16 protein-coding genes are annotated in these 19,366 nt (G+C 70.1%); 10 read left to right on the top strand and 6 right to left on the bottom strand.

What is annotated here, in order from left to right:
• The first annotated feature begins 95 nt into the window (after window positions 1–95).
• The 3 genes from ACWEPL_RS53820 (at window position 96) to ACWEPL_RS53810 (ending at window position 8,059) form a co-directional block, all read left to right on the top strand.
• A complete protein-coding gene (locus ACWEPL_RS53820; protein ID WP_452441095.1) occupies window positions 96–6,245 on the top strand; it encodes an RHS repeat domain-containing protein in 6,150 nt (2,049 codons plus the stop codon).
• Between the two features lie 108 nt (window positions 6,246–6,353).
• Window positions 6,354–7,112 (top strand): SDR family NAD(P)-dependent oxidoreductase, encoded by a 759-nt coding sequence (locus ACWEPL_RS53815; protein ID WP_452441093.1) that lies wholly within the window; start codon window positions 6,354–6,356, stop codon window positions 7,110–7,112.
• 161 nt (window positions 7,113–7,273) lie between these two features.
• Window positions 7,274–8,059: an alpha/beta fold hydrolase gene (locus ACWEPL_RS53810; protein ID WP_452441092.1), complete on the top strand. Its 786-nt coding sequence runs from the start codon at window positions 7,274–7,276 to the stop codon at window positions 8,057–8,059.
• Window positions 8,060–8,241: 182 nt separating this feature from the next.
• Here the strand turns inward: ACWEPL_RS53810 and ACWEPL_RS53805 are convergent, their stop codons facing one another.
• From ACWEPL_RS53805 to mce, 3 genes are all read right to left on the bottom strand, one after another.
• On the bottom strand, window positions 8,242–9,390 hold the full coding sequence (locus ACWEPL_RS53805; protein WP_452441090.1) for an AI-2E family transporter: 1,149 nt from the start codon (window positions 9,388–9,390) through the stop codon (window positions 8,242–8,244).
• Window positions 9,391–9,511: 121 nt separating this feature from the next.
• Window positions 9,512–10,795, bottom strand: a complete 1,284-nt coding sequence (locus tag ACWEPL_RS53800) for a DivIVA domain-containing protein (RefSeq protein ID WP_363962805.1) — start codon at window positions 10,793–10,795, stop codon at window positions 9,512–9,514.
• A 206-nt stretch (window positions 10,796–11,001) separates the two neighbouring features.
• Window positions 11,002–11,424 carry a methylmalonyl-CoA epimerase gene (mce, locus tag ACWEPL_RS53795; protein WP_319712687.1) on the bottom strand — a complete coding sequence of 141 codons (423 nt, stop codon included), beginning with the start codon at window positions 11,422–11,424 and terminating at the stop codon, window positions 11,002–11,004.
• Between the two features lie 84 nt (window positions 11,425–11,508).
• Between mce and ACWEPL_RS53790 the strand changes: the two genes are divergently transcribed.
• The 4 genes from ACWEPL_RS53790 to ACWEPL_RS53775 all read left to right on the top strand — a co-directional run bounded on the left by ACWEPL_RS53790 (window position 11,509) and on the right by ACWEPL_RS53775 (window position 14,410).
• Window positions 11,509–12,696, top strand: coding sequence for an acetyl-CoA C-acetyltransferase (locus tag ACWEPL_RS53790; protein ID WP_452441089.1), 1,188 nt, complete (start codon window positions 11,509–11,511; stop codon window positions 12,694–12,696).
• 99 nt (window positions 12,697–12,795) lie between these two features.
• Window positions 12,796–13,224, top strand: coding sequence for a hypothetical protein (locus tag ACWEPL_RS53785; protein WP_452441088.1), 429 nt, complete (start codon window positions 12,796–12,798; stop codon window positions 13,222–13,224).
• Entirely contained in the window at window positions 13,218–13,439 is a 222-nt protein-coding gene (locus tag ACWEPL_RS53780; RefSeq protein ID WP_185071396.1) for a helix-turn-helix transcriptional regulator, read from the top strand. Before ACWEPL_RS53785 ends, ACWEPL_RS53780 begins: the two co-directional genes overlap by 7 nt.
• 2 nt (window positions 13,440–13,441) lie before the next feature.
• Entirely contained in the window at window positions 13,442–14,410 is a 969-nt protein-coding gene (locus ACWEPL_RS53775; RefSeq protein WP_363962809.1) for an NAD(P)-dependent alcohol dehydrogenase, read from the top strand.
• Window positions 14,411–14,571: 161 nt separating this feature from the next.
• Here ACWEPL_RS53775 and ACWEPL_RS53770 read toward each other — a convergent pair whose 3' ends face one another.
• The 3 genes from ACWEPL_RS53770 to ACWEPL_RS53760 all read right to left on the bottom strand — a co-directional run bounded on the left by ACWEPL_RS53770 (window position 14,572) and on the right by ACWEPL_RS53760 (window position 16,988).
• A complete protein-coding gene (locus ACWEPL_RS53770; RefSeq protein WP_363962810.1) occupies window positions 14,572–14,724 on the bottom strand; it encodes a hypothetical protein in 153 nt (50 codons plus the stop codon).
• Window positions 14,725–14,883: 159 nt separating this feature from the next.
• A complete protein-coding gene (locus ACWEPL_RS53765) occupies window positions 14,884–15,555 on the bottom strand; it encodes a DUF4230 domain-containing protein (protein ID WP_363962811.1) in 672 nt (223 codons plus the stop codon).
• Window positions 15,556–15,629: 74 nt separating this feature from the next.
• Window positions 15,630–16,988 carry a hypothetical protein gene (locus ACWEPL_RS53760; protein ID WP_363962812.1) on the bottom strand — a complete coding sequence of 453 codons (1,359 nt, stop codon included), beginning with the start codon at window positions 16,986–16,988 and terminating at the stop codon, window positions 15,630–15,632.
• Between the two features lie 230 nt (window positions 16,989–17,218).
• Between ACWEPL_RS53760 and ACWEPL_RS53755 the strand changes: the two genes are divergently transcribed.
• The 3 genes from ACWEPL_RS53755 to ACWEPL_RS53745 are packed head-to-tail and all read left to right on the top strand — an operon-like array spanning window position 17,219 to window position 19,356.
• Window positions 17,219–17,740 carry a MarR family winged helix-turn-helix transcriptional regulator gene (locus ACWEPL_RS53755; protein ID WP_452441086.1) on the top strand — a complete coding sequence of 174 codons (522 nt, stop codon included), beginning with the start codon at window positions 17,219–17,221 and terminating at the stop codon, window positions 17,738–17,740.
• A 35-nt stretch (window positions 17,741–17,775) separates the two neighbouring features.
• Complete coding sequence (locus ACWEPL_RS53750; RefSeq protein WP_363962813.1) at window positions 17,776–18,717, top strand: tetratricopeptide repeat protein; 942 nt, start codon at window positions 17,776–17,778, stop codon at window positions 18,715–18,717.
• Window positions 18,718–18,726: 9 nt separating this feature from the next.
• The gene (locus ACWEPL_RS53745) at window positions 18,727–19,356 is read left to right on the top strand and encodes a cytidylate kinase-like family protein (RefSeq protein WP_452441085.1); all 630 of its coding nucleotides are present in this window, start codon (window positions 18,727–18,729) and stop codon (window positions 19,354–19,356) included.
• Window positions 19,357–19,366: the final 10 nt, after the last annotated feature.

The raw sequence follows: 19,366 nt of genomic DNA, 5'->3' as shown, positions 1-19,366 counted from the left end.
CTCACGAACCCGACGAACCCGACAATCCCGACCCTTACTGGAACCGTTTCGTCAAGCCCAAGCCCGAGTCGCCCTGGCCTCGCAGACTCGCGGCGGTGCTCACCATCGCCCTCGTCGTCCCCCTCACGTACGCCATGCCCGCGCAGGCCGCGTCCCGGCCGGCTCCCTCGGTGGAGAACGAGAAGCCGATCAAGGGCAAGAGCGTCCCGGTCCTGCCCCCGATGGCCAATCCCGTCGAGAAACAGGCGTGGAAGGCGCCGCCAGGCATCGCCTGGCCCAAACCTCAGGCGGCGGAGCTGGGCGGCACCGGGGCGAGCACCCTGGCGGCGACCGGCTTCCCCGTGAAGCTGGCCCCGCAGAAGGACGCCAAAGCCGCCGCCGCCACGGCCGAGACCTCCGACCCGGTACGCGTCGAGCTCCTCGACTCCAAGCTGCTCGGCCTCGCGATGCGCGTATCGCCCGGCCAGGGAGCGAGCCTCAAGGCCGCGTCCGGCAAGAAGTCCCGCCTGCAGATCGACTACTCCGGCTTCCGCTACGCCTACGGCGGCGACTACGGCGCCCGGCTCCGCGTGGTCAAGCTGGAGGAGTGCGCCCTGACCGAGGCGGACGGCTGCGCCGCCCCCCAGCCGGTCAAGAGCGAGAACGACCCGAAGGCGGGCACGCTGACCGCCGAGTTCGAGCCGGCCGGCCTGTACGCGGTCACGGCCGCCGCCTCGGGCCAGTCCGGCGACCACTCCGCCACCTCGCTCGCCCCGTCGGCGAGCTGGGGCGTCGGCCCCCAGACCGGCGACTTCAACTGGGACTACGACCTGCGCACCCCTCCCGCGCTGGGCGGCGACGAGCCGGAGTTGTCGATCGACTACTCCTCCCAGAGCGTGGACGGTCGCACCGCCTCCACCAACAACCAGGCCTCCTGGGTCGGTGAGGGCTTCGAGCTGAACCCCAGCGGCTACATCGAGCGCCGCTACAAGTCCTGCATGGTCGACGGCAAGAAGACCGGCGACCTGTGCTGGGACGGGGAGAACGTCACCCTGTCGCTCGGCAACTCGGCCGTCGAGCTGGTCAAGGACGCCACGAGCAAGCAGTGGCGGCCCAAGCGCGACGACGGCACCCGCATCGAGTACCTCACCGGCGCCACCAACGGCGACAACAACGGCGAGTACTGGCGGGTCACCGGCGCCGACGGCACCCAGTACACCTTCGGCCTGAACCGCCTGCCCGGCTGGGTCACCGGCAAGGCGGAGACGAAGTCGGTCCAGACGGTGCCGGTGTTCGGCAACAACAGCGGCGAGCCCTGCTACAACAGCACCCCGGCCAACGCCTGGTGCCAGCAGGCGTACCGGTGGAACCTGGACTACGCGGTGGACACCCACGGCAACGCCACCACGTACTGGTACGCGCAGGAGAAGAACTACTACGGCCGTAACATGAAGCCCGAGCTGGGCACCGTGTACGACCGCGCGGGCTACCTCACCCGCATCGACTACGGTTACCTGCAGAACGAGCTGTTCACCAAGGCTCCCGCCTCCCGCGTCGTCTTCGACGTGGCCGAGCGCTGCCTGCCCAGCGGCACCATCACCTGCGCCGCCGACCAGCTCAAGAAGGAGACCGCCAGCAGCTGGCCGGATGTCCCGTTCGACCAGATCTGTGACTCCGGCGTGAAGTGCACCGACCGCCTGGCGCCGACGTTCTTCACGCGCAAGCGCCTGACCAAGGTCACCACGCAGATCATCAACGCCTCGGGCCAGTACACCCCGGTGGACTCCTGGACGCTCGCGCACCAGTTCCCCGCCTCGGGCGACGGCATGAGCCCGGCGCTGTGGCTGGCGTCGATCCAGCAGAGCGGTCACGTGGGCGGCACGATCACGCTGCCCAAGGTCACGTTCATCGGCGTCCAGCTGCCCAACCGGGTGGACGCCAACGAGGGCCGCGCTCCGCTGGTCAAGTGGCGCGTGCAGGCCGTGAACAACGAGTCCGGCGGTGAGCTGCGCGTCAACTACTCCGCCGCCGACTGCAAGCCCGGCGACGTTCCCGCCGCCGACAAGAACGCCAGGCGCTGCTTCCCGCAGCGCTGGTCACCGCCGAACGAGGCCGAGGTGACCGACTGGTTCCACAAGTACGTGGTCACGCAGACGATGGAGGTGGACCGCGTCGGCGGCGCCCCCAACGTCGTCACCGACTACGAGTACCTCGACGGGACCGCCTGGCGCTACGCCGAGAACATCCTGGTCAAGCCCGAGCACCGCACGTGGTCGGAGTTCCGGGGCTACGGCCGGGTCCGGGTGCGTCAGGGCGACGGCCAGGACACCAAGCGCACGCTGACGGAGTTCCGCTACTTCCGCGGCATGGACGGTGACAAGCAGGCCGACGGCTCCAAGCGCAGCGCGCAGGTCACGGACACCGAGGGCGTCAAGCTCGACGACCTCGACCAGTTCGCCGGCTTCGAGCGCGAGGAGGTCGTCTACGACGGCGACGGCGGGGCCATCCTGAGCGCCACGCTCGAGGCGCCCTGGTCCGTCAAGACCGCCGAGTCCACGCAGAGCGGTGTCACCAAGGCCGCGTACGTGGTCGAGCCCAAGTCCATGGTCACCCGCACCGCGCTGGAGGGAGGCAAGTGGCGTCGTACCGGCGAGGAGCGCGAGTACGACACCAAGGGCCTGCTCACCCAGGTGGAGGAGAAGGGCGACCTGGCCACCACCGACGACGACCAGTGCACCCGCTACACCTACGCCCGCAACGACACCAGCTGGATGCTCGACTACACGAGCCGGATCCAGAAGGTCGCCGCCGGCTGCGGCACCGCCGTGTCCACGCTGGCCGCCGGTGAGGTCATCTCCGACCAGAAGGTCCAGTACGACAACAAGGCGTACGGCCAGGCGCCGACCAAGGGTGACGTGACCACCGTCGAGAACACCGTCTCCGGGGACGGCGCGACGATCGTCGAGAGCACCCACACCTACGACGCCTACGGTCGCGAGACCAGCGAGACCGACGCGCTGGGCACCAAGTCCACCACCACCTACACCCCGACCGCGGGCGCGCCCCCGACCGAGATCAAGGAGACCAACCAGCTGGGCCACGTCGAGCTCACCCTGCTCGAACCGGCCTGGGGAGAGCCGTACGCCGAGGTCGACGCGAACAACCGCCGCATCGACATGGAGTACGACGCGCTCGGCCGCCTGGTCAAGGTCTGGCAGCCCGACCGCAGCAAGGCGGCCAACCAGTCGCCCAGCACCGAGTACGCCTACTCGATGCGCACCGACGGTCCCAGCTTCGTCACCACGAAGACGCTGAACGCGGACGGCACCTACAGCGCGAGCCACGAGCTGTACGACGGCCTGATGCGCAAGCGCCAGACCCAGGAGCCCGCGCCCCGCGACGAGCAGACGCAGGACCCGGCGCTGCGTGACGGGCGCACGATCACCGACACCATCTACAACTCGCTCGGCGAGGCGGCCAAGGCGAACACCGGCTACTTCGCCACCGGGACGCCCTCCACCGACCTGCTCGCCGTGGCCGACGTGGACGTGCCCAACCAGGTCGTGGTGACCTTCGACGGCAGCGGTGACGCCAACGCGCAGATCCTCAAGGCGAAGGGCCAGGAGAAGTACCGGGTCAGCACCACGCAGCAGGGCGACCGGGTCAACATCACGCCCCCGGCCGGAGGCACCGCCACGACCCGCATCGGCGACGCCGAGGACCGGCTCATCGAGTTGCGCCAGTACAAGGGCGCCACCCCGACGGGCGAGTACGAGTCCACCAAGTACACCTACGACCACGCCGGACGCCTGTCCACGGTGACCGACGCGGCGGGCAACGTGTGGAAGCACCACTACGACATGCGTGGCCGCGAGATCAAGATGGAGGACCCCGACAAGGGGGCCACCACGATGACGTACAACGACGCCGACGAGCTGGTCACCACGACCGACTCGCGCGGCAAGACGTTGTACTACGTCTACGACGCGCTGGGCCGCAAGAAGGAGCTGCGCGACGGCTCCGCGACCGGTCCGCTGCTCGCCGAGTGGCAGTACGACGCGCTGGCCAAGGGCCACATGAACGCCAGCATCCGCTACACGGGCGGGCAGGCGTACAAGGCCGAGATCAACGCCATCGACTCCGACTACCGCACGCTGCGCGAGACCGTCACCATCCCCGAGCGGGAGGGCAAGCTGGCGGGCTCGTACCAGCTCAACACCCGCTACACGATCGACGACCAGGTCCAGTCCGTCAGCTTCCCGGCCGCGGGTGGCCTGGCGGAGGAGCAGGTCGTCTACACCTACGACGAGCTCAGCCAGCCGACCAAGGTCAGCGGCCTGAACACGTACGTGACCGCGACCCGCTACTCCAAGCTGGGCGAGACCCTGCAGCAGGAGCTGAGCACGGGAGGCAAGAAGACCTGGGTCACCTACACCCATGACGAGGGCACCCGCAGGATGTCCAGGATGCGGGTGGACAGGGAGGGCGCCGCGGCGACCGACCTGGACCTCAACTACAGCTACGACGCGGTCGGCAACATCACCAAGATCGCCGACAAGGGCGCGAGCGGCCAGGACACGCAGTGCTTCAAGTACGACCATCTGCGCCGGATGACCTCGGCGTGGACGGGCACCGACGACTGCGCCAGTGGTAGCCCGCAGTCCGACAAGATCGGCGGCGTGGCCCCGTACGCACTCAGCTACGAGTACGACGCCACCGGCAACCGGACCAAGGAGATCAAGCACGCCTGGGGCGGCGCGGGTGAGACCACCCGTACCTCCACCTACCCGGCGGCGGGCGCCAAGCAGCCGCACGCGCTCCAGACCGTCGGGTCGGACCTCTTCGAGTACGACGCCGCGGGCAACACCACCAGGCGCAAGGTCGGCAACTCCGACCAGAGCCTGGTCTGGGACGCCGAGGGCAACCTGGAGTCGGTGACGGAGGCGGGCAAGACGACGTCCTTCGTGTACAACGCGGAGGGCGACCGGCTGATCCGCAAGACGCCGACCGACTCCACGCTGTACATCGACGACATCGAGTTGCGCTTCGACTTCGCCAAGGACGCCGTCGAGCAGACTCGCTACTACACCATCGGCGGCGAGCCCATCGCGGTGCGCACGCCGGACAACCAGGTCTACTTCCTGGTCAACGACCACCAGGGCACCGCTCAGGCGGCGGTGAACGCCGGGACCGGTGAGCTGGCCGTACGGAGGACGACTCCGTTCGGCGAGAACCGGGGATCGCCACCGGCGTTCTGGCCGGGGCAGCGCGGATTCGTGGGAGGCACGCAGGATTCCACGACCGGGCTCGTCCACCTCGGCGCTCGCGAGTACGACCCCAAGAACGGGCGCTTCCTGTCGGTCGACCCCGTCATGGAGGAGCAGAACCCGCAGCAGCTCAACGCCTACGCCTACGCCAACAACAGCCCCGTCACCATGAGCGACCCCGACGGCCAGCTGTTCTGGTTCGTCGCGGCGATCGTGGTGCGGGTCTCGGCGCAGATCATCGCCAGGAGGCTGGCGATGGCCGCCGCCAGGCGGGCCGCCATCGCGGCGGCGCGTGCGGCGGCAAGAAGGGCCGCCCTCGCGGCGGCACGGCGCCGGGCACTGGCGGAGGCCAGGCGGAGAGCCGCGGCCGAGGCCAAGAAGCGGGCCCTGGAGGCGGCGCGGAAGAAGGCCGCGGCCGCGGCCAGGAAGAAGCTCCAGGAACAGGCCAAGAAGAGGGCGGCCGAGCGGGCCAGGAAGGCGGCGACGGCACGGGCACAGCGGCGGGCCGCGGCGGCGGCGAAGAGAGAGGCGAGGAGAAAGGCCGCTGAGCAGGCGGCCAAGCGCCGGGCCGCGGCGGCGGCCAGGACGCGTAACAGGCGGGCCGGCCGGCTCCCCAGCGGGATCCAGCGGGCACGGCAGCGTCCGGCGCAGCGGCCGACCAGCCACAGGGCGCAGCAGCGGCAGTCGCCGCCCAGGGACAGCCGGCAGCCGATGCAGCCACGGCCGAGCCAGATCTACCGCAACGACGGCTCGACCCAGCCGACGCAGTCCTACACCGTCTACCGAGACGGCCGGATGTATCCGGACGGACCGCCGCCGGCGGCCCGGCCCGGTGGCTCCGGCCAGGGTGAACGGCAGATCTTCCGGCCGGAGAAGATCGAGCCCGAGAACACGAGGACGGGCACGATCGCCGAAACCGGCTTCAAGGTCAACCAGTATCTCGACAAGAGCGGAATAGCCGACGCGCTCGACATCATCATCTGGGGCCTGGGAGGTTAGCCCCTACTGATCGGACACCGGCGCGGGACCCTCACGGGTTCCGCGCCGGTGGCGTTTTCGGGTGTCTTGTCACTAGAATCTTGTTCGGTAATGACTCGAGGAGGCAGCGTGGGCGCGTTCGATCTCAGTGGGAAGCAGGCTCTGGTCACGGGAGCGTCGAAGGGGATCGGGCGGGGCATCGCGCTCGCCTACGCCGAGGCGGGGGCCGACGTGGCGCTCGTGTCCCGCTCGGCCGAGAGCCTGGCCGAGGTGGCCAAGGAGGTCGAGGCGCTGGGCAGGCGCGCGGTCGTCATCCCCGCCGATCTCACCGACCGCGACGCCGCCGCGGGGGCCGTCGCGGCGGCGATCGACGGGCTCGGGCACCTCGACATCGTGGTCAACAACGCGGGCGGCTCCAACTTCCTCGTCGAGTTCAAGGACCTGCGGTTGTCGGGGTGGGACAAGCTGATGCGGCTCAACCTCGACTCGGCCATGACCGTCTGCCACACTGTCGCGCCCCACCTGCTGGAGCGGGGTGGCGGCACGGTCATCAACGTGGCGTCGGTGGCGGCGCTCGGCGCGCCCTTCCTCGCCCCGTACGCCGCCGCCAAGGCCGGGCTGGTGGCGCTGACCAAGACGCTGGCCGTGGAGTGGGCGCGGGCGGGGGTGCGGGTCAACGCGCTGTGCCCCGGCTGGACGGCCACCGACCTCAACCGGAACCTCTGGGAGGACGAGACCTCCGGTGCCGCCACGGTCGCCACCGTGCCCATGCGGCGCTGGGGGACGGTGGCGGAGATGGCCCAGCCGGCCGTGTTCCTGGCGAGCTCGGCTTCCGCGTACATGACGGGCCAGGTGCTGTTCGTGGACGGCGGCGCCACCGCCATCTAATTGTGTACGCGATTATTCGCCGGCCAATGCCAGTTTTATAGCTGACATTGGCGAAATGCCGCCTTTATGGGGAGCTTTAGCGAAGCCGTCTTCGGTTTTCGGCGGATATAGGCATACGACATTGAGTGCTTGCGGCCGTGAACCGGGCTACCGTGTGGTCCGTGCAGCTCTACACGAGATCGGCCGGAACCGGGCTCCCGGTTGTGCTGCTTCACGCGTTCCCGCTCTCGTCGGCCATGTGGCTGGCCCAGCGCGAGGGACTGGCCAAGGCCTGCAGGGTCATCACACCCGACCTGCGCGGCTTCGGCGGGTCCCGCCTGGGCGACGACGAGCCGTCGCTCGACCTGATGGCCGACGACGTCGCCAGGCTGCTCGATGACGAGGGCATCGAGCGGGCGGTGGTGGGCGGGCTGTCGATGGGCGGCTACGTGACCATGGCGTTCTGCCGCCGGCACCCCGACCGGGTGCTCGGCGTGATCCTGGCCGACACCAAGGCCGGCGCCGACCCGCCCACGGCGCGGGACAACAGGGAGCGCATCGCGCAGGCCGTGCTCTCCGAGGGCAGCGAGGTGCTGGTCAGTGAGGTGCTCCCGGCGCTCATCGGGCCGACCACGAGGGAGCGGCGGGCCATGGTGTTCGGGCGCGTCAAGGGGCTCGTGCAGTCCGCGCCGCCGGGGGCGGTCGCCTGGGCGCAACGGGCGATGGCCGCGCGGCCCGACTCGTTCGACACGCTGAGCGCGCTGAAGGTGCCGCTGCTGGTCGTGGTGGGGGAGGAGGACGAGCTCTCGCCACCCGCCGACGCGGAGGCGATGGCGCGCGCCGTGCCCGACGGGCGACTGGAGATCATCCCGAAGGCCGGCCATCTGAGCGCGGTGGAGCAGCCCGAGGCGTTCAACACGGCGATCACCGAATTCCTCCGCACCGACCTCGCCACCCCCCGCCCCTGACCCCACCCGGCGGCCAAGGGCCACCGGCTGCCCGCCCGCGCACCCATCCCCGGCCCGAGGACCTCAGCCCCCCGCTCCCCGAAGGACCTCAGCTCTCCCGCTCCCCGAAGGAGCTCAGCCGGAGTGAGACGGGCGACGGGGGCGCGGTCGGCAACTGGACTCGGCCCTTCCCCGGGAGGCCCTCAGACGTGGTCCTGGCGCGGCAGGACCACCTCCCGGACGATCAAGGCGATGGCCGCCGCCACCGGAATGGCCAGCAGCGCTCCGACGATCCCCAGCAGCGCCCCGCCGAACAGCGCGGCGATCACCGTCACCGCCGGCGCCACGTCCACCGAGCGCTTCATCACCCTCGGATAGATGAAGTAGTTCTCGACCTGCTGATAGATCACGAAGAAGACCGCGCACGCGATCCCCGCGGGCACCGACTGCAGCAGCGCGACGCCGGTCACGAGCACCGCGCCGATCGTGGCGCCCACCAGCGGGATCAGGTCCGTCAGCGCCACGACCAGGGCGAGCGCGAGCGCGTACTGCACTCCGGCGATGGACAGGAAGATCCAGGTCAGGAAGCCCGCGATGACCGAGATGAGCACGTTGCCCGCCACGTACCCGCCGATGCCGGAGAGGATCTGCTCGCTGATCGCCCTCGTCCGGGTCCTGCGGGAGGCCGGTACGAGCTTGAGCAGGTAGTCCTTGATCGTCTGCAGCGAGCCGAGGAAGTAGAGCATGAGCACCAGCAGCGTCACCGTGGTGTAGACGCCGTTCAGCACCACCAGCCCCGCGCCCATGATGCCGCTGGCCAGCGACGGCCCCAGCGTGGACGTCACGAACGTCTTGAGCTGCGCCAGGATCTGGTACTCGGAGTCGAGCTGGTGCAGCGTCGGGTTCTTGCCGAGCTCGGTGACGTACGTGGGCACCGCCGCCACGAACTCCGACAGCTGCTGGCTCACCGGCGGCACCACAGCCAGGCCGAACAGCGCGAACGCCACGATGACCCCGGCGAACACGATCGAGATCGCGCCCCGCCGGGCCAGGCCGCGACGCTGGAGGGCCTCGACGGCCGGGTTGAGGCCGACGGCCAGGAACATCGCCACGACGACCAGGATGATCGTGCTCAGCGACGCGACGACCATCTGGGCGATCGCGATCGCCGTCAGCACCCCCAGCCCGCCGACCAGCCCGAACAGGAAGGGGCCGCGGGCTAGCGGCTTCCCGGGCAGCCCGTACGGCTGAGGGCCGCCGTCGCCCTCCTGGGCCGTGGCAGCTCTCTTTGCGGTCGTGGATTCTGCGGACTCGGCGGGCTCCGGGGCGGTGGGATCGACATCCGCGGACAAGGCGACACTCCCGAGATTGTCGGTAAACAGCAAAGAGAGAGCCTAGCGACCATCGGATCGCCAGGCTCTCTCCAACCTGCTCTTCAGCCCCCGTGTGCAGTCCCGACCTGTGGGCCGGTGGTTACTCCTGCCACCATTCGGCGTCGTCCTCGGACTTGCTCTCGACCTTCGCCGCGGGCGTCGTGGCCGGGGCCTCGGCCACAGGAGCGGCGAGTGCGGGCTTGGCCGGGGCCGCCGTGACCGCGGGCTCCGGCTCCATGCCGGGCAGGGCCGCGCCGCCGAGCAGCTGGCGCAGCTGGGCGAGGTGGCTGGTGATGCTGTCGCGCTGGCGGGTGAGCTCGTCGACCTGGCGCTGCATGGTCGTGCGGGTGCGCTCGGCCTCGTTCTTCGCCTCGGTGACGATCGTGTCGGCGCTCGTCTTGGCCTCGGCGACTATCGTCTCGGAGCTCTTGCGGGCGTTGGCGACAAGCTGCTTGGCGTGCAGGTCCGCCTCGCGGCGGGTCTGCTCGGCCTGCTGGGTGGCCTTCGTGGCCCGCGACTCGGCCGTGGCCGCGCGCTGCTCGGCCTCGGCGACCATGCGCTGGGTGTTGGCCTGGGCGGTGGCGTGGCGCTCGGCCTCCTGGCGCTCGGCCTCCTCGCGGCGGGAGGCGAGCTGGATCTCGAACTCCGCCTCGTCCTGCGCCCGCTTGGCCTCCGACTCCTCCAGCACCCGCTGAGCCTGCGCGCGCATCTCGTCGGCCTGCCGCTTGGCGGTGGTCAGCACCTCGTCGCGCTCGCGCTTGGTCGAGGCCCGCAGCTGGGCGACCTCGCGCTCGGCGGTGGTGCGGAGCTTGGCGATCTCCCGCTCGGCGTCGGCCCGCTTCTCCGCCACCTCGTGGTCGGCGGTGGCCCGCAGCTTGGCGACCTCGCGATCGGTGGTGTTGGTCAGCTCGTCGGCCTCGCGGCGGGCGGTCGAGCGGGTCTCCTCGGCGTCGCGGTCGGCGGCGGAGCGCATCTCGTCGCTCTCCCGCGTGGCCACAGCGCGCTTCTCGGCTGCCTCGGCCTCGGCGGCGGCCCGCAGGTCGGCGGCCTCGACCTTGGCCGCGGCCTTGATCTCGTTGGCCTCGGACCTGGCGGCCTGGACGAGCTCCGTGGCCTGCTCCTCGGCCAGGCGGAGCAGCTGCTCGATGCGGGCGCCGAGACCGGAGTAGGTGGGGCGCTCCTGCTCCTGCAACTGGCGCTGGGAGTCGGACAGGTCGCGCTGCAGGCTCGTCACCTGCTCGCGGGACTGCCGTAGCTCTCCGTCTAGCTGCTTCAGATGATCGTGGACCTGATGCCGGTCGTAACCGCGGAGCACCACGTCGAACTCGCGTGCGGGGGCGTCCTCGAAGAAATTGTTGAGCTGGGCGTCGATGTCGGACTGCATGGAGGCTCAATCCTGGGTTGTCGAGACGGCTACACGGGCCGGACGGGGGGTTCGGGGCATCCGATCCAGGAGCCTGTGCCAAAGGGCAGGCTCCATGTCCGGTGGAAGGTCAAGCGTACTCCGCTGGTGCCACCTGCGAAGCCCCGTCCAACTTTCTGCGTGACTAGTTACATATGAACGTTTTTTAACATTTGTCAGGTCCGGTGTTAGGGCTTGGCCGCCTGCACCAACTCCGTCAGCATTCCTCCCACGTCCTTGGGGTGCAGGAACGCGATCTCGGAGCCCATCGACCCGTGCCTGGGACGCTCATCCAGGAGCCTCACACCCTTCTCGTTGATCTTAGCCATCGCCTGGGCGACATCGGGAACCCCGAATGCCACATGATGGACGCCCTCGCCACGCTTAGCGAGGAATTTTCCCACAGGGGAGTCCTCAGAGAGAGGTTCCAGAAGCTGAATGTAGGAGCCCCCACCTTCGCCGTCGGAGATGCGCAGCATGGCCTCCTTCACGCCCTGCTCCTCGTTGACCTCCCTGGCGACCACGGTCAGCTCGAACGTCTCCGAGAAGAACGCGATCTTCTCTTCGATGTCCTTGCACGCGATTCCGATGTGGTCGATCCGCATGAACATATGTGGCCCACCTCCATAGCGAGCGTCCGCCTACTCGTGGGTATGGTGTCAAAGAACCCGACGTGAGCGTAGGAGGCCCCCGTCATGTCCAGTTCCGTCATCGTGGCCGGAGCTCGCACGCCCATCGGCAAGCTCCTGGGATCCCTGTCCGGGCTGGCCGCCGTGGACCTCGGGGGCGTCGCGATCAAGGCCGCGCTGGAGCGTGCCAGGGTCGCGCCGGAGGCCGTCGAGTACGTCATCATGGGCCAGGTCCTGCAGGCCGGCGCCGGCCAGATCCCCTCCCGCCAGGCCGCCGTCAAGGCCGGCATCCCCATGACGGTCCCCTCCGTCACCATCAACAAGGTCTGCCTGTCGGGCCTGGACGCCATCGCGCTGGCCGACCAGCTCATCCGCGCGGGCGAGTTCGACATCGTGGTGGCCGGCGGCATGGAGTCCATGACCAACGCCCCCCACCTCCTGCCCGGCCTGCGCAGGGGCGTCAAGTACGGCGGTTCGCAGGTCGTCGACTCGATGGCCCACGACGGCCTGTTCTGCGCGTTCGACCAGCGCGCGATGGGCGAGTCGACGGAGCTCTACAACGCCCGGCTCGGCATCGGCCGCGAGGAGCAGGACGCGCTGTCGGCCCGCTCCCACCAGCTGGCCGCCGGCGCCATCAAGAACGGCCTCTTCGACGAGGAGATCGTCCCGGTGGAGATCCCGCAGCGCCGCGGCGAGCCGATGATCGTCAAGGAGGACGAGGGCGTACGCGGTGACACCACCCCGGAGACCCTGGCCAAGCTTCGCCCGGCCTTCGCCGCCGACGGCACGATCACGGCCGGCTCCGCCTCGCAGATCTCCGACGGGGCCTGCGCCGTCGTGGTCATGTCGAAGTCGAAGGCCGAGGAGCTGGGCCTGGAGTGGCTGGCGGAGATAGGCAGGCACGGCAACGTCGCGGGCCCGGACGCGTCCCTGCAGTCCCAGCCGGCCAACGCCATCAAGCACGCGCTGTCGAAGCAGGGCGCGACGGCCGGCGACCTGGACCTGGTGGAGATCAACGAGGCCTTCGCCAGCGTGGTCCTGCAGTCCGCCAAGGAGCTGGGCGTGCCGCTGGACAAGGTCAACGTCAACGGGGGCGGCATCGCCCTGGGCCACCCGATCGGGGCCTCTGGCGCGCGGATCGTGCTGACGCTGGCGTACGAGCTGAAGCGCCGGGGCGGCGGCCTGGGCGCGGCCGGGCTCTGCGGCGGCGGCGGCCAGGGTGACGCACTGATCATCTCGGTCCCCAAGCAGTAGGAGTCTTCGCGGGCCCCGGGGAGAGCCCCGGGGCCCTTCTCGCGCTCGGCGATGTAAAGAATTCTAGACATGAAGTCCGGGATGTTTTACATTCGAGGCATGGCATCCGAAGAGAGACGCGCGTGGATCATGGCCGTGGTCTCGGTCTGCGCGTACGGCACGTACGTCGTGATCATCCTCGGCCGAGCGGGCGGCACCTCAATCGCGGAGGTGCCCTACGCGGCGACGCTGCTGTGGAGCATCGGGGGTGCGATCGCGGCGACGATCGTCCTCGACATAGCGCTCTCGGCGGTCTTCCGCCGAGGCGCCGGGATGAAGGACCAGCGTGACCGCGAGATCTGGCGCTACGGCCAATACGCCGGCCAGTGGTGCCTCGTTCTGGGCGGGCTGGCGGCGTTGTGGATGGCCCTGGCCGAGGTCGGCTACTTCTGGATCGCGAACGTGATCTACCTGGCGTTCGTGCTCTCGTCGGTGCTGGGGTCCGCGCTGAAGATCGTCGCCTACCGCCGGGGCCTGCCGTCATGGTGAAGTCCACCAAGGTCACGAACTCGATCCGGGCCCTGCGGTTCGCGCGCGGGGAGATGACGCAGGCGGAGCTGGCCGAACGGGTCGGCGTGACCAGGCAGACCATCATCGCCATCGAGCAGGGCCGCTACTCGCCCTCCTTGGAGATGGCGTTCCAGATCGCGCGGGTTTTCGGGGTCCCGCTCGATGACGTGTTCCAGTATCCAGAGGGAGAGTGACCATGAAGGCGATCGTTCAGGACGAGTACGGCCCCGCCGATGTCTTGAAATTTCGGGACATCGAGAAGCCATCGCCCGGTGAGACCGACGTGCTGTTACGCGTGCGCGCGGCCGGGCTCGACATGGGCGTCTGGCACATGATGACCGGCCTCCCGTACCTGATGCGCCCGGCGATCGGGATGCGTAAGCCCAAGGGCCGGCCCGGCACCGACGTCGCGGGGGTCGTCGAGGAGGTCGGCGCGGGCGTGACCCGGTTCCGGCCCGGCGACCGGGTGTTCGGCACGTGCGGCGGCGGGGCCTTCGCCGAGTACGCGTGCGCCCGCGAGGACCGGCTCGCGCCGATCCCGGGCGACCTCGCGTTCGAGCCCGCGGCGGCAGTCCCGACCTCGGCCATCACCGCCCTCCAGGCGCTGCGCGACCAGGCCCGGGTGCGGGCGGGGCAGCGGGTGCTGGTCATCGGCGCGGGCGGGGGAGTGGGGACGTACGCGGTGCAGCTCGCCAAGGCGTCCGGGGCGGAGGTCACGGGCGTGTGCAGCGCGGCGAAGGCGGACCTCGTACGGTCGATCGGCGCGGCCGAGGTCGTCGACTACGCCCGCGAGGACTTCGCCGGCCGGGGGAGCCGCTACGACGTCATCGTCGACACGGCGGGCAACCGCCCGCTGCGCCACCTGCGCCGCGCCCTCACACCCCGCGGAACGGTGGTCATCGTCGGCGGCGAACGCGGCGGGCGGTGGCTGGCCGGCACCGACCGCCAGCTCCGGACGGTGCTGCTGGACCCGTTCGCCCGCCAGCGGCTGCGCGTGGTCTTCATGGCGCCCCGGGAGGCCGACCTGCGAGCGGTGGCGGAGCTCGTCGGCTCCGGCCAGGTCACGCCGGTGGTCGACCGGACGTACCCGCTCAGCGAGGTCCCCGAGGCCGTCCGCAGCCTGGAACGGGGACAGGTGCGCGGCAAGGCCGTCATCACCGTCTGAGCCCCGCCGGCCCGGACAGCGCGATGCCCCGGTCCGACCAGGAATGGACCGGGGCTCCGCGATGCAGGGACCCACCAGGATTCGGGTCCCTGACGTCGCCCCCTACGGGGGCTGTTCAGCCCGGCCGCGAGGGAGGGTGCGGCCGGGCTGCTTGTGGACGGTCATGAGGCGAGGAACTTGGCGAAGACCGAGCGGTTGCGGCGCTCCGGCCGCAGGCTCTTCTGCGCCTCGCGCACCCGCCGCTGCTCGGCCGCGGCGCGGCGGAGCTCGGAGGCGTGGTGCTGCATCACGGTGTACTCGAGTTCGGCGTTCATTGAGGCCCCTTGTGGCTCGTGCTTCTTCCCTGCACTCTTAAGACTCCTCCTAAGGCCCTCCCGGACACATCGGGCGGATGCCTTATCTCCGGACGTAAGGCCAGATAGGAAGGTACTTAGGCAGGCGCACCAGGCGACTAAGGCGCCCGTGAGCCGTCCTTAGGGCTCGTCCGTGAACTTCACCGTGACCTTCGTGAAGCCGAGCGACTTCAGCAGGCCGGTCATCATGGCCTTGGTGTTGGCGTCCGCCCTGGCGCGCAGGTCGCTCGCCACCGCCGCCTCGGTGATCTTCTTCTCCGCCAGCAGATAGAGCTCGCGCTGGTCCCCTGGCGATCCGGACAGGAAGTCCTGCACCCGGTCGAACAGCCCGCGCTGCTGCGCGTACACGTACGAGCGGCTGTTGTCCAGGTTGGGCTTCTCCAGCTGGGCACGGGGCAGGAGCACGGTCGCCTGGGTGCGGTCCTCCGACACCGTCACGGCGTTCCCGGCCAGGCCGGAGAAGTCCACGTACGCGTCCACCCCGCCCGCCCCGACGAACAGCGTGCGGGTGCCCTTGATCGCGTCGGGCAGGAAGTTGGCGTCCTTCTCCAGGTCCACGACCACCTGGAAGTTCCCCGTGGCGGCCTCGAAGCGGCTGAGGTCCTTGATGGACTGCAGGAGCACCGGCTGGCTGCGGTCGATGACCTGTTCGCCGAGCGGGTTGAGCCAGGTCCAGGCCAGGCGGCCGCCCACCACGAGCAGGACCGCCAGGACCAGGAAACCCGCCACGTATCGCCACCTGCGGCGCCGCGCGGTGGTCACCCCGAGCGGCGTCGTACGGGAAGTCGTCATGCGTGCATGACTACCCGTCGGGCGATCATCATTGCCAGCCGTTTGGTGACATCTTCCGATCCATCGGCCGCCGCCTAGCTCAGACCGGCCATGGACGTGCTGGGGGCCGAGTTCGGCGTGCCTTCGCCCTCCGGGTACACGGGGTAGACGTGGCTCGACTCCGGCGTCGGGCGGGCCGACGGCGCCACCTGCGGCCGCGCCGCGCCGCCGCCGCCGAAGTACATGCTCGACAGCCCGCAGTTCTGGAAGTCGCTGTAGAACATCCGCAGCCACTCCCTGCGCTGGTGCTCGCTCAGCCACGAGAACCACGACGCCGCGTACTGGTGCTCGGGCAGCGGCCCGCCGGGCAGGGGCTCCCCGCGCAGCCACGCCATCACGATCTCCCGGTAACCGTCCGCGACCGTGCCGGGGCAGCGGGCGGCCAGGGACTCGATGTACTCGTACGCCGCCTCCTCCGCGAACCCCGCGGACAGGTCGGGCACGTGGACGGGCGCCAGGCCGTTCGAGGGCTTCAGCTCCTCCTCCAGCGGCCGCTGCTCCACCCGCGTGAACGCGGCGGGCGTCCCCGCCAGCCGGGAGGCGATCTGCGTGAACGCCGCCCCCAGCTCGGTCAGCCCCGCCCGCATCCCCGGGTGCACGCACACCGTGATCGGCCAGTCCTGGCAGCTGTAGGCGATGTCCACGGCCGCGGCCGGCTTCGGCTGGGCCAGCACCCGCGACACGCCCATCCCGGCCGCCAGCACGGACAGCAGCGCGCACGCCAGCACCAGCGCCTGCCTGGTCACCAGCGCCGCCCAGCCGAGCAGCAGCGCCGCCGTGATGCCGAGCAGCCAGATCGTCTGGTCGAAGAACGGCGCCCCGCTCAACCCCTGGAACAGGTCGTACGGCTCCCCGGTGCCGGGCGCCAGCTTGTCCGCCCAGCCCCGGTCGTCGGCCAGCCACGAGAACAGTCCATAGCAGGCCAGCCCGGCCAGCGGCGGCGTGAACGCCTTGGGCACCACCCAGCCGGCCACCCAGCCGATCACCGAGTAGAGCGCCAGCCCCGCCATGCCCATGCCCAGGCCGGACAGGCTCAGCCGCCCCGACTGGTCGGTGAGCACCGTCTTGACCGCCAACACCAGCACCGTCGCACCGAACGACCCGAGCACCACCACCACGATCGCCAGCGGCGCCTTGAGCGCACGCCACGTCGTGAGCGGGCGCCCGCGCAACGCCCTGCGCTTGCGCAACGCCACCCACGCCGCGAACGCGGCGGCCACCGGCCCGGTCATCCGCAACGAGCCGATGACCGCGGCCACGATGTTCTCCCACGCGTCCACGCCAGGTATCAGGACATTCCACGCCGCCAGCAGCCCGATCGCCAGGAGCACGGCCACCGTGACGGCCGCGCTCTGCTTCAGCTCCTCTCGTGAAATGCCCGCGTGCTCACGCACCCTTTTCCCCGTTGACCTTCATCAAGCACCCCCCGTGCCCCTCGGCAAGGCCGAAGCGAATGAGTCCGGCCTGTCCCCACAGGCCGATGGACTTGGCTTCTGCGTCACCATACGTACGAGAACCATAACTGAGCGTGATGATTGACGTCCGGATTCTTGGTCAAGCGGGGAAGCCTGTCGCTCCAGGTCACCAGACGAACCGGGACGAGGGGCGCGCTACCGTATGCGCTGTGTCGCACCCCAAGCCGCTCAACCTGCCGTTCGACCCCATCGACCGGGCCGCGGAGAGCTGGCGTGCCCACTTCGGGCCCTCCTCCGCCATGGCCGCCGTGACCTCGATCATGAGAGCCCACCAGATCCTGCTGTCGCAGCTCGACTCGCTCCTGAAGCCGTACGACCTGACCTTCGCCCGGTACGAGGCGCTGGTCCTGCTGACGTTCAGCAAGACAGGCGCGCTCCCGCTGTCGAAGATCGGCGAACGGCTCATGGTCCACCCCACCAGTGTCACGAACACGGTGGACAGGCTGGAGAAGTCCGGGTTCGTCTGCCGGCTGCCCAACCCGCGGGACGGGCGCGGCGTGCTCGCCGAGATCACCAAGGCCGGCCGGGACGTCGTGGAGCGGGCCACCCGCGACCTGATGGGCGCCGAGTTCGGCCTGACCATGTACGCCGATGACGAACTCGACCGGATGTTCACCCAGTTGCGCACCCTCCGGGTGGCGGCGGGCGACTTCCAAGAGGGCGGCGGGTGACTGCGCCGCCCTGGTGATGCGGCAAGATGAAGAGCATGGCGGACTTCTCTAGGCCCGGGTCGCTCTACGGAGCGATTGACCTGGGCGCGCGCAAGCAGGCCCTCGAGGCGCAGGCCCGGCGGGAGGCGGCGGGTCCCCAGGCGGCCGCGTCGGCCTCGATCGTGGACGTGACCGAGGAGACGTTCACGACCGAGGTCATCGACCGCTCGATGACCACGCCCGTGGTCCTCGACCTGTGGTCGCCGCGGGCGCCGGGCAGCGCCCAGCTCAGCCCGGTGCTGGAGAAGGTCGTCGGCGATCTCGGCGGCCGGGCCGTGCTGGCCAAGGTCAACGTCGACTCCAGCCCGCAGATCGCCCAGGCGCTGCGCGTGCAGGCCGTGCCGACCGTGCTGGCCATCTTCCAGGGGCAGGCCGTCACCGGCTTCCAGCAGGTGCTGCCCGAGCAGGAGGTGCGCCGCTGGCTCGACGAGCTGATGGGCGCGGTCGAGCAGTTCTACCAGGCCAACCCCGACGCCCGGCCCGCGGGGGCGGAGCCCGGCGAGCAGGAGGCGCCCGCGGGGCCGCCCGCCGACCCCGACCTGGTGGCCGCCGAGCAGGCCATCGACGGCGGCGACCTCGACGCGGCCGCGGCGGCGTACGAGCGGCTGCTGGCCCGCGCGCCGGGCAACGAGGACGCCAAGATGGGCCTGGCCGGAGTCAGCCTCATCAAGCGCACCGAGAGCGCCGACCCCGCCGACGTCCAGCGGCGCCTGCAGGACCCCGCCGACATCGAGGCGCAGCTGCTCGCCGCTGACCTGGAGATGCTGTCCGGCTCGGTCGACGAGGCGTTCAGCCGCATCATCGCCGTGGTCAAGCGCACCTCGGGCGACGAGCGCGACAAGGCCAGGCGCCACCTGCTCGGCTTGTTCGACGCGTTGCCGGCCGACGATCCATCTTTGGCGAAAGCACGTAGAGCTTTGGCGAGCGCACTGTTCTAACCTGGGTGTATGCGGGTCGTCACCATATCCGCGACATACGGCACGGCCGGTAGCCAGATCGGCCCGGCCGTCGCGGAGCGCCTCGGCGTGCCCTTCGTCGACCGCGCCATCCCCAGCGCGGTCGCCCAGGAGCTGGGCTGCACGCTGGAGGAGGCGCTCGCGCACGACGACCGGGCCGAGCACGGCCTCGGGCGGCTGCTCTCGGGAGCGATGCGGTTGCCGACCGTCACGTTCGGCGGCGTCGACATGTACGTGCCCGGCGCGATGCCGTACGCGCCGGAGGAGTTCGTCCGCCGTACCGAACGCATGCTCAAGGACATGGCCCGCGGCCAGGGCGGGGTGTTCCTCGGCCGGGCGGGGGCCGTGGTGCTGGCCGACCACCCGGGCGCGCTCCACGTCCGGCTCGACGCGCCGATCCAGCGCAGGATCCGGCAGACGGCCACGCTGTCGGGGATGAGCGAGCGCGAGGCCCGCCGGGTCATCGAGGACAACGACCGTGCCCGGATGGCCTACGTACGGCACTTTTATCGGGCGGATCCGACGGATTCCTGTCAATATCATCTGGTCGTCGACAGCACCACAATCCCCGTTCTCACCTGCGTCGAGCTCATCGTCACAGCGGCCGAGGCGCTGGATTGACCTGGCGCCC

The sequence above is a fragment of the Nonomuraea sp. NPDC004186 genome, from assembly GCF_053603495.1.
This window is presented reverse-complemented; position numbering and strand designations above follow the sequence as displayed.

Excerpts from the sequence above, each read along its gene's own strand:
- ACWEPL_RS53775 (WP_363962809.1), top strand. The coding sequence starts at position 13,442 with ATGAAGGCGATCGTTCAGGACGAGTACGGCCCCGCCGATGTCTTGAAA.
- ACWEPL_RS53800 (WP_363962805.1), bottom strand. The coding sequence starts at position 10,795 with ATGCAGTCCGACATCGACGCCCAGCTCAACAATTTCTTCGAGGACGCC.
- ACWEPL_RS53765 (WP_363962811.1), bottom strand. The coding sequence starts at position 15,555 with ATGACGACTTCCCGTACGACGCCGCTCGGGGTGACCACCGCGCGGCGC.
- ACWEPL_RS53780 (WP_185071396.1), top strand. The coding sequence starts at position 13,218 with ATGGTGAAGTCCACCAAGGTCACGAACTCGATCCGGGCCCTGCGGTTC.
- ACWEPL_RS53750 (WP_363962813.1), top strand. The coding sequence starts at position 17,776 with ATGGCGGACTTCTCTAGGCCCGGGTCGCTCTACGGAGCGATTGACCTG.
- mce (WP_319712687.1), bottom strand. The coding sequence starts at position 11,424 with ATGTTCATGCGGATCGACCACATCGGAATCGCGTGCAAGGACATCGAA.
- ACWEPL_RS53770 (WP_363962810.1), bottom strand. The coding sequence starts at position 14,724 with ATGAACGCCGAACTCGAGTACACCGTGATGCAGCACCACGCCTCCGAG.
- ACWEPL_RS53785 (WP_452441088.1), top strand. The coding sequence starts at position 12,796 with ATGGCATCCGAAGAGAGACGCGCGTGGATCATGGCCGTGGTCTCGGTC.
- ACWEPL_RS53745 (WP_452441085.1), top strand. The coding sequence starts at position 18,727 with ATGCGGGTCGTCACCATATCCGCGACATACGGCACGGCCGGTAGCCAG.
- ACWEPL_RS53790 (WP_452441089.1), top strand. The coding sequence starts at position 11,509 with ATGTCCAGTTCCGTCATCGTGGCCGGAGCTCGCACGCCCATCGGCAAG.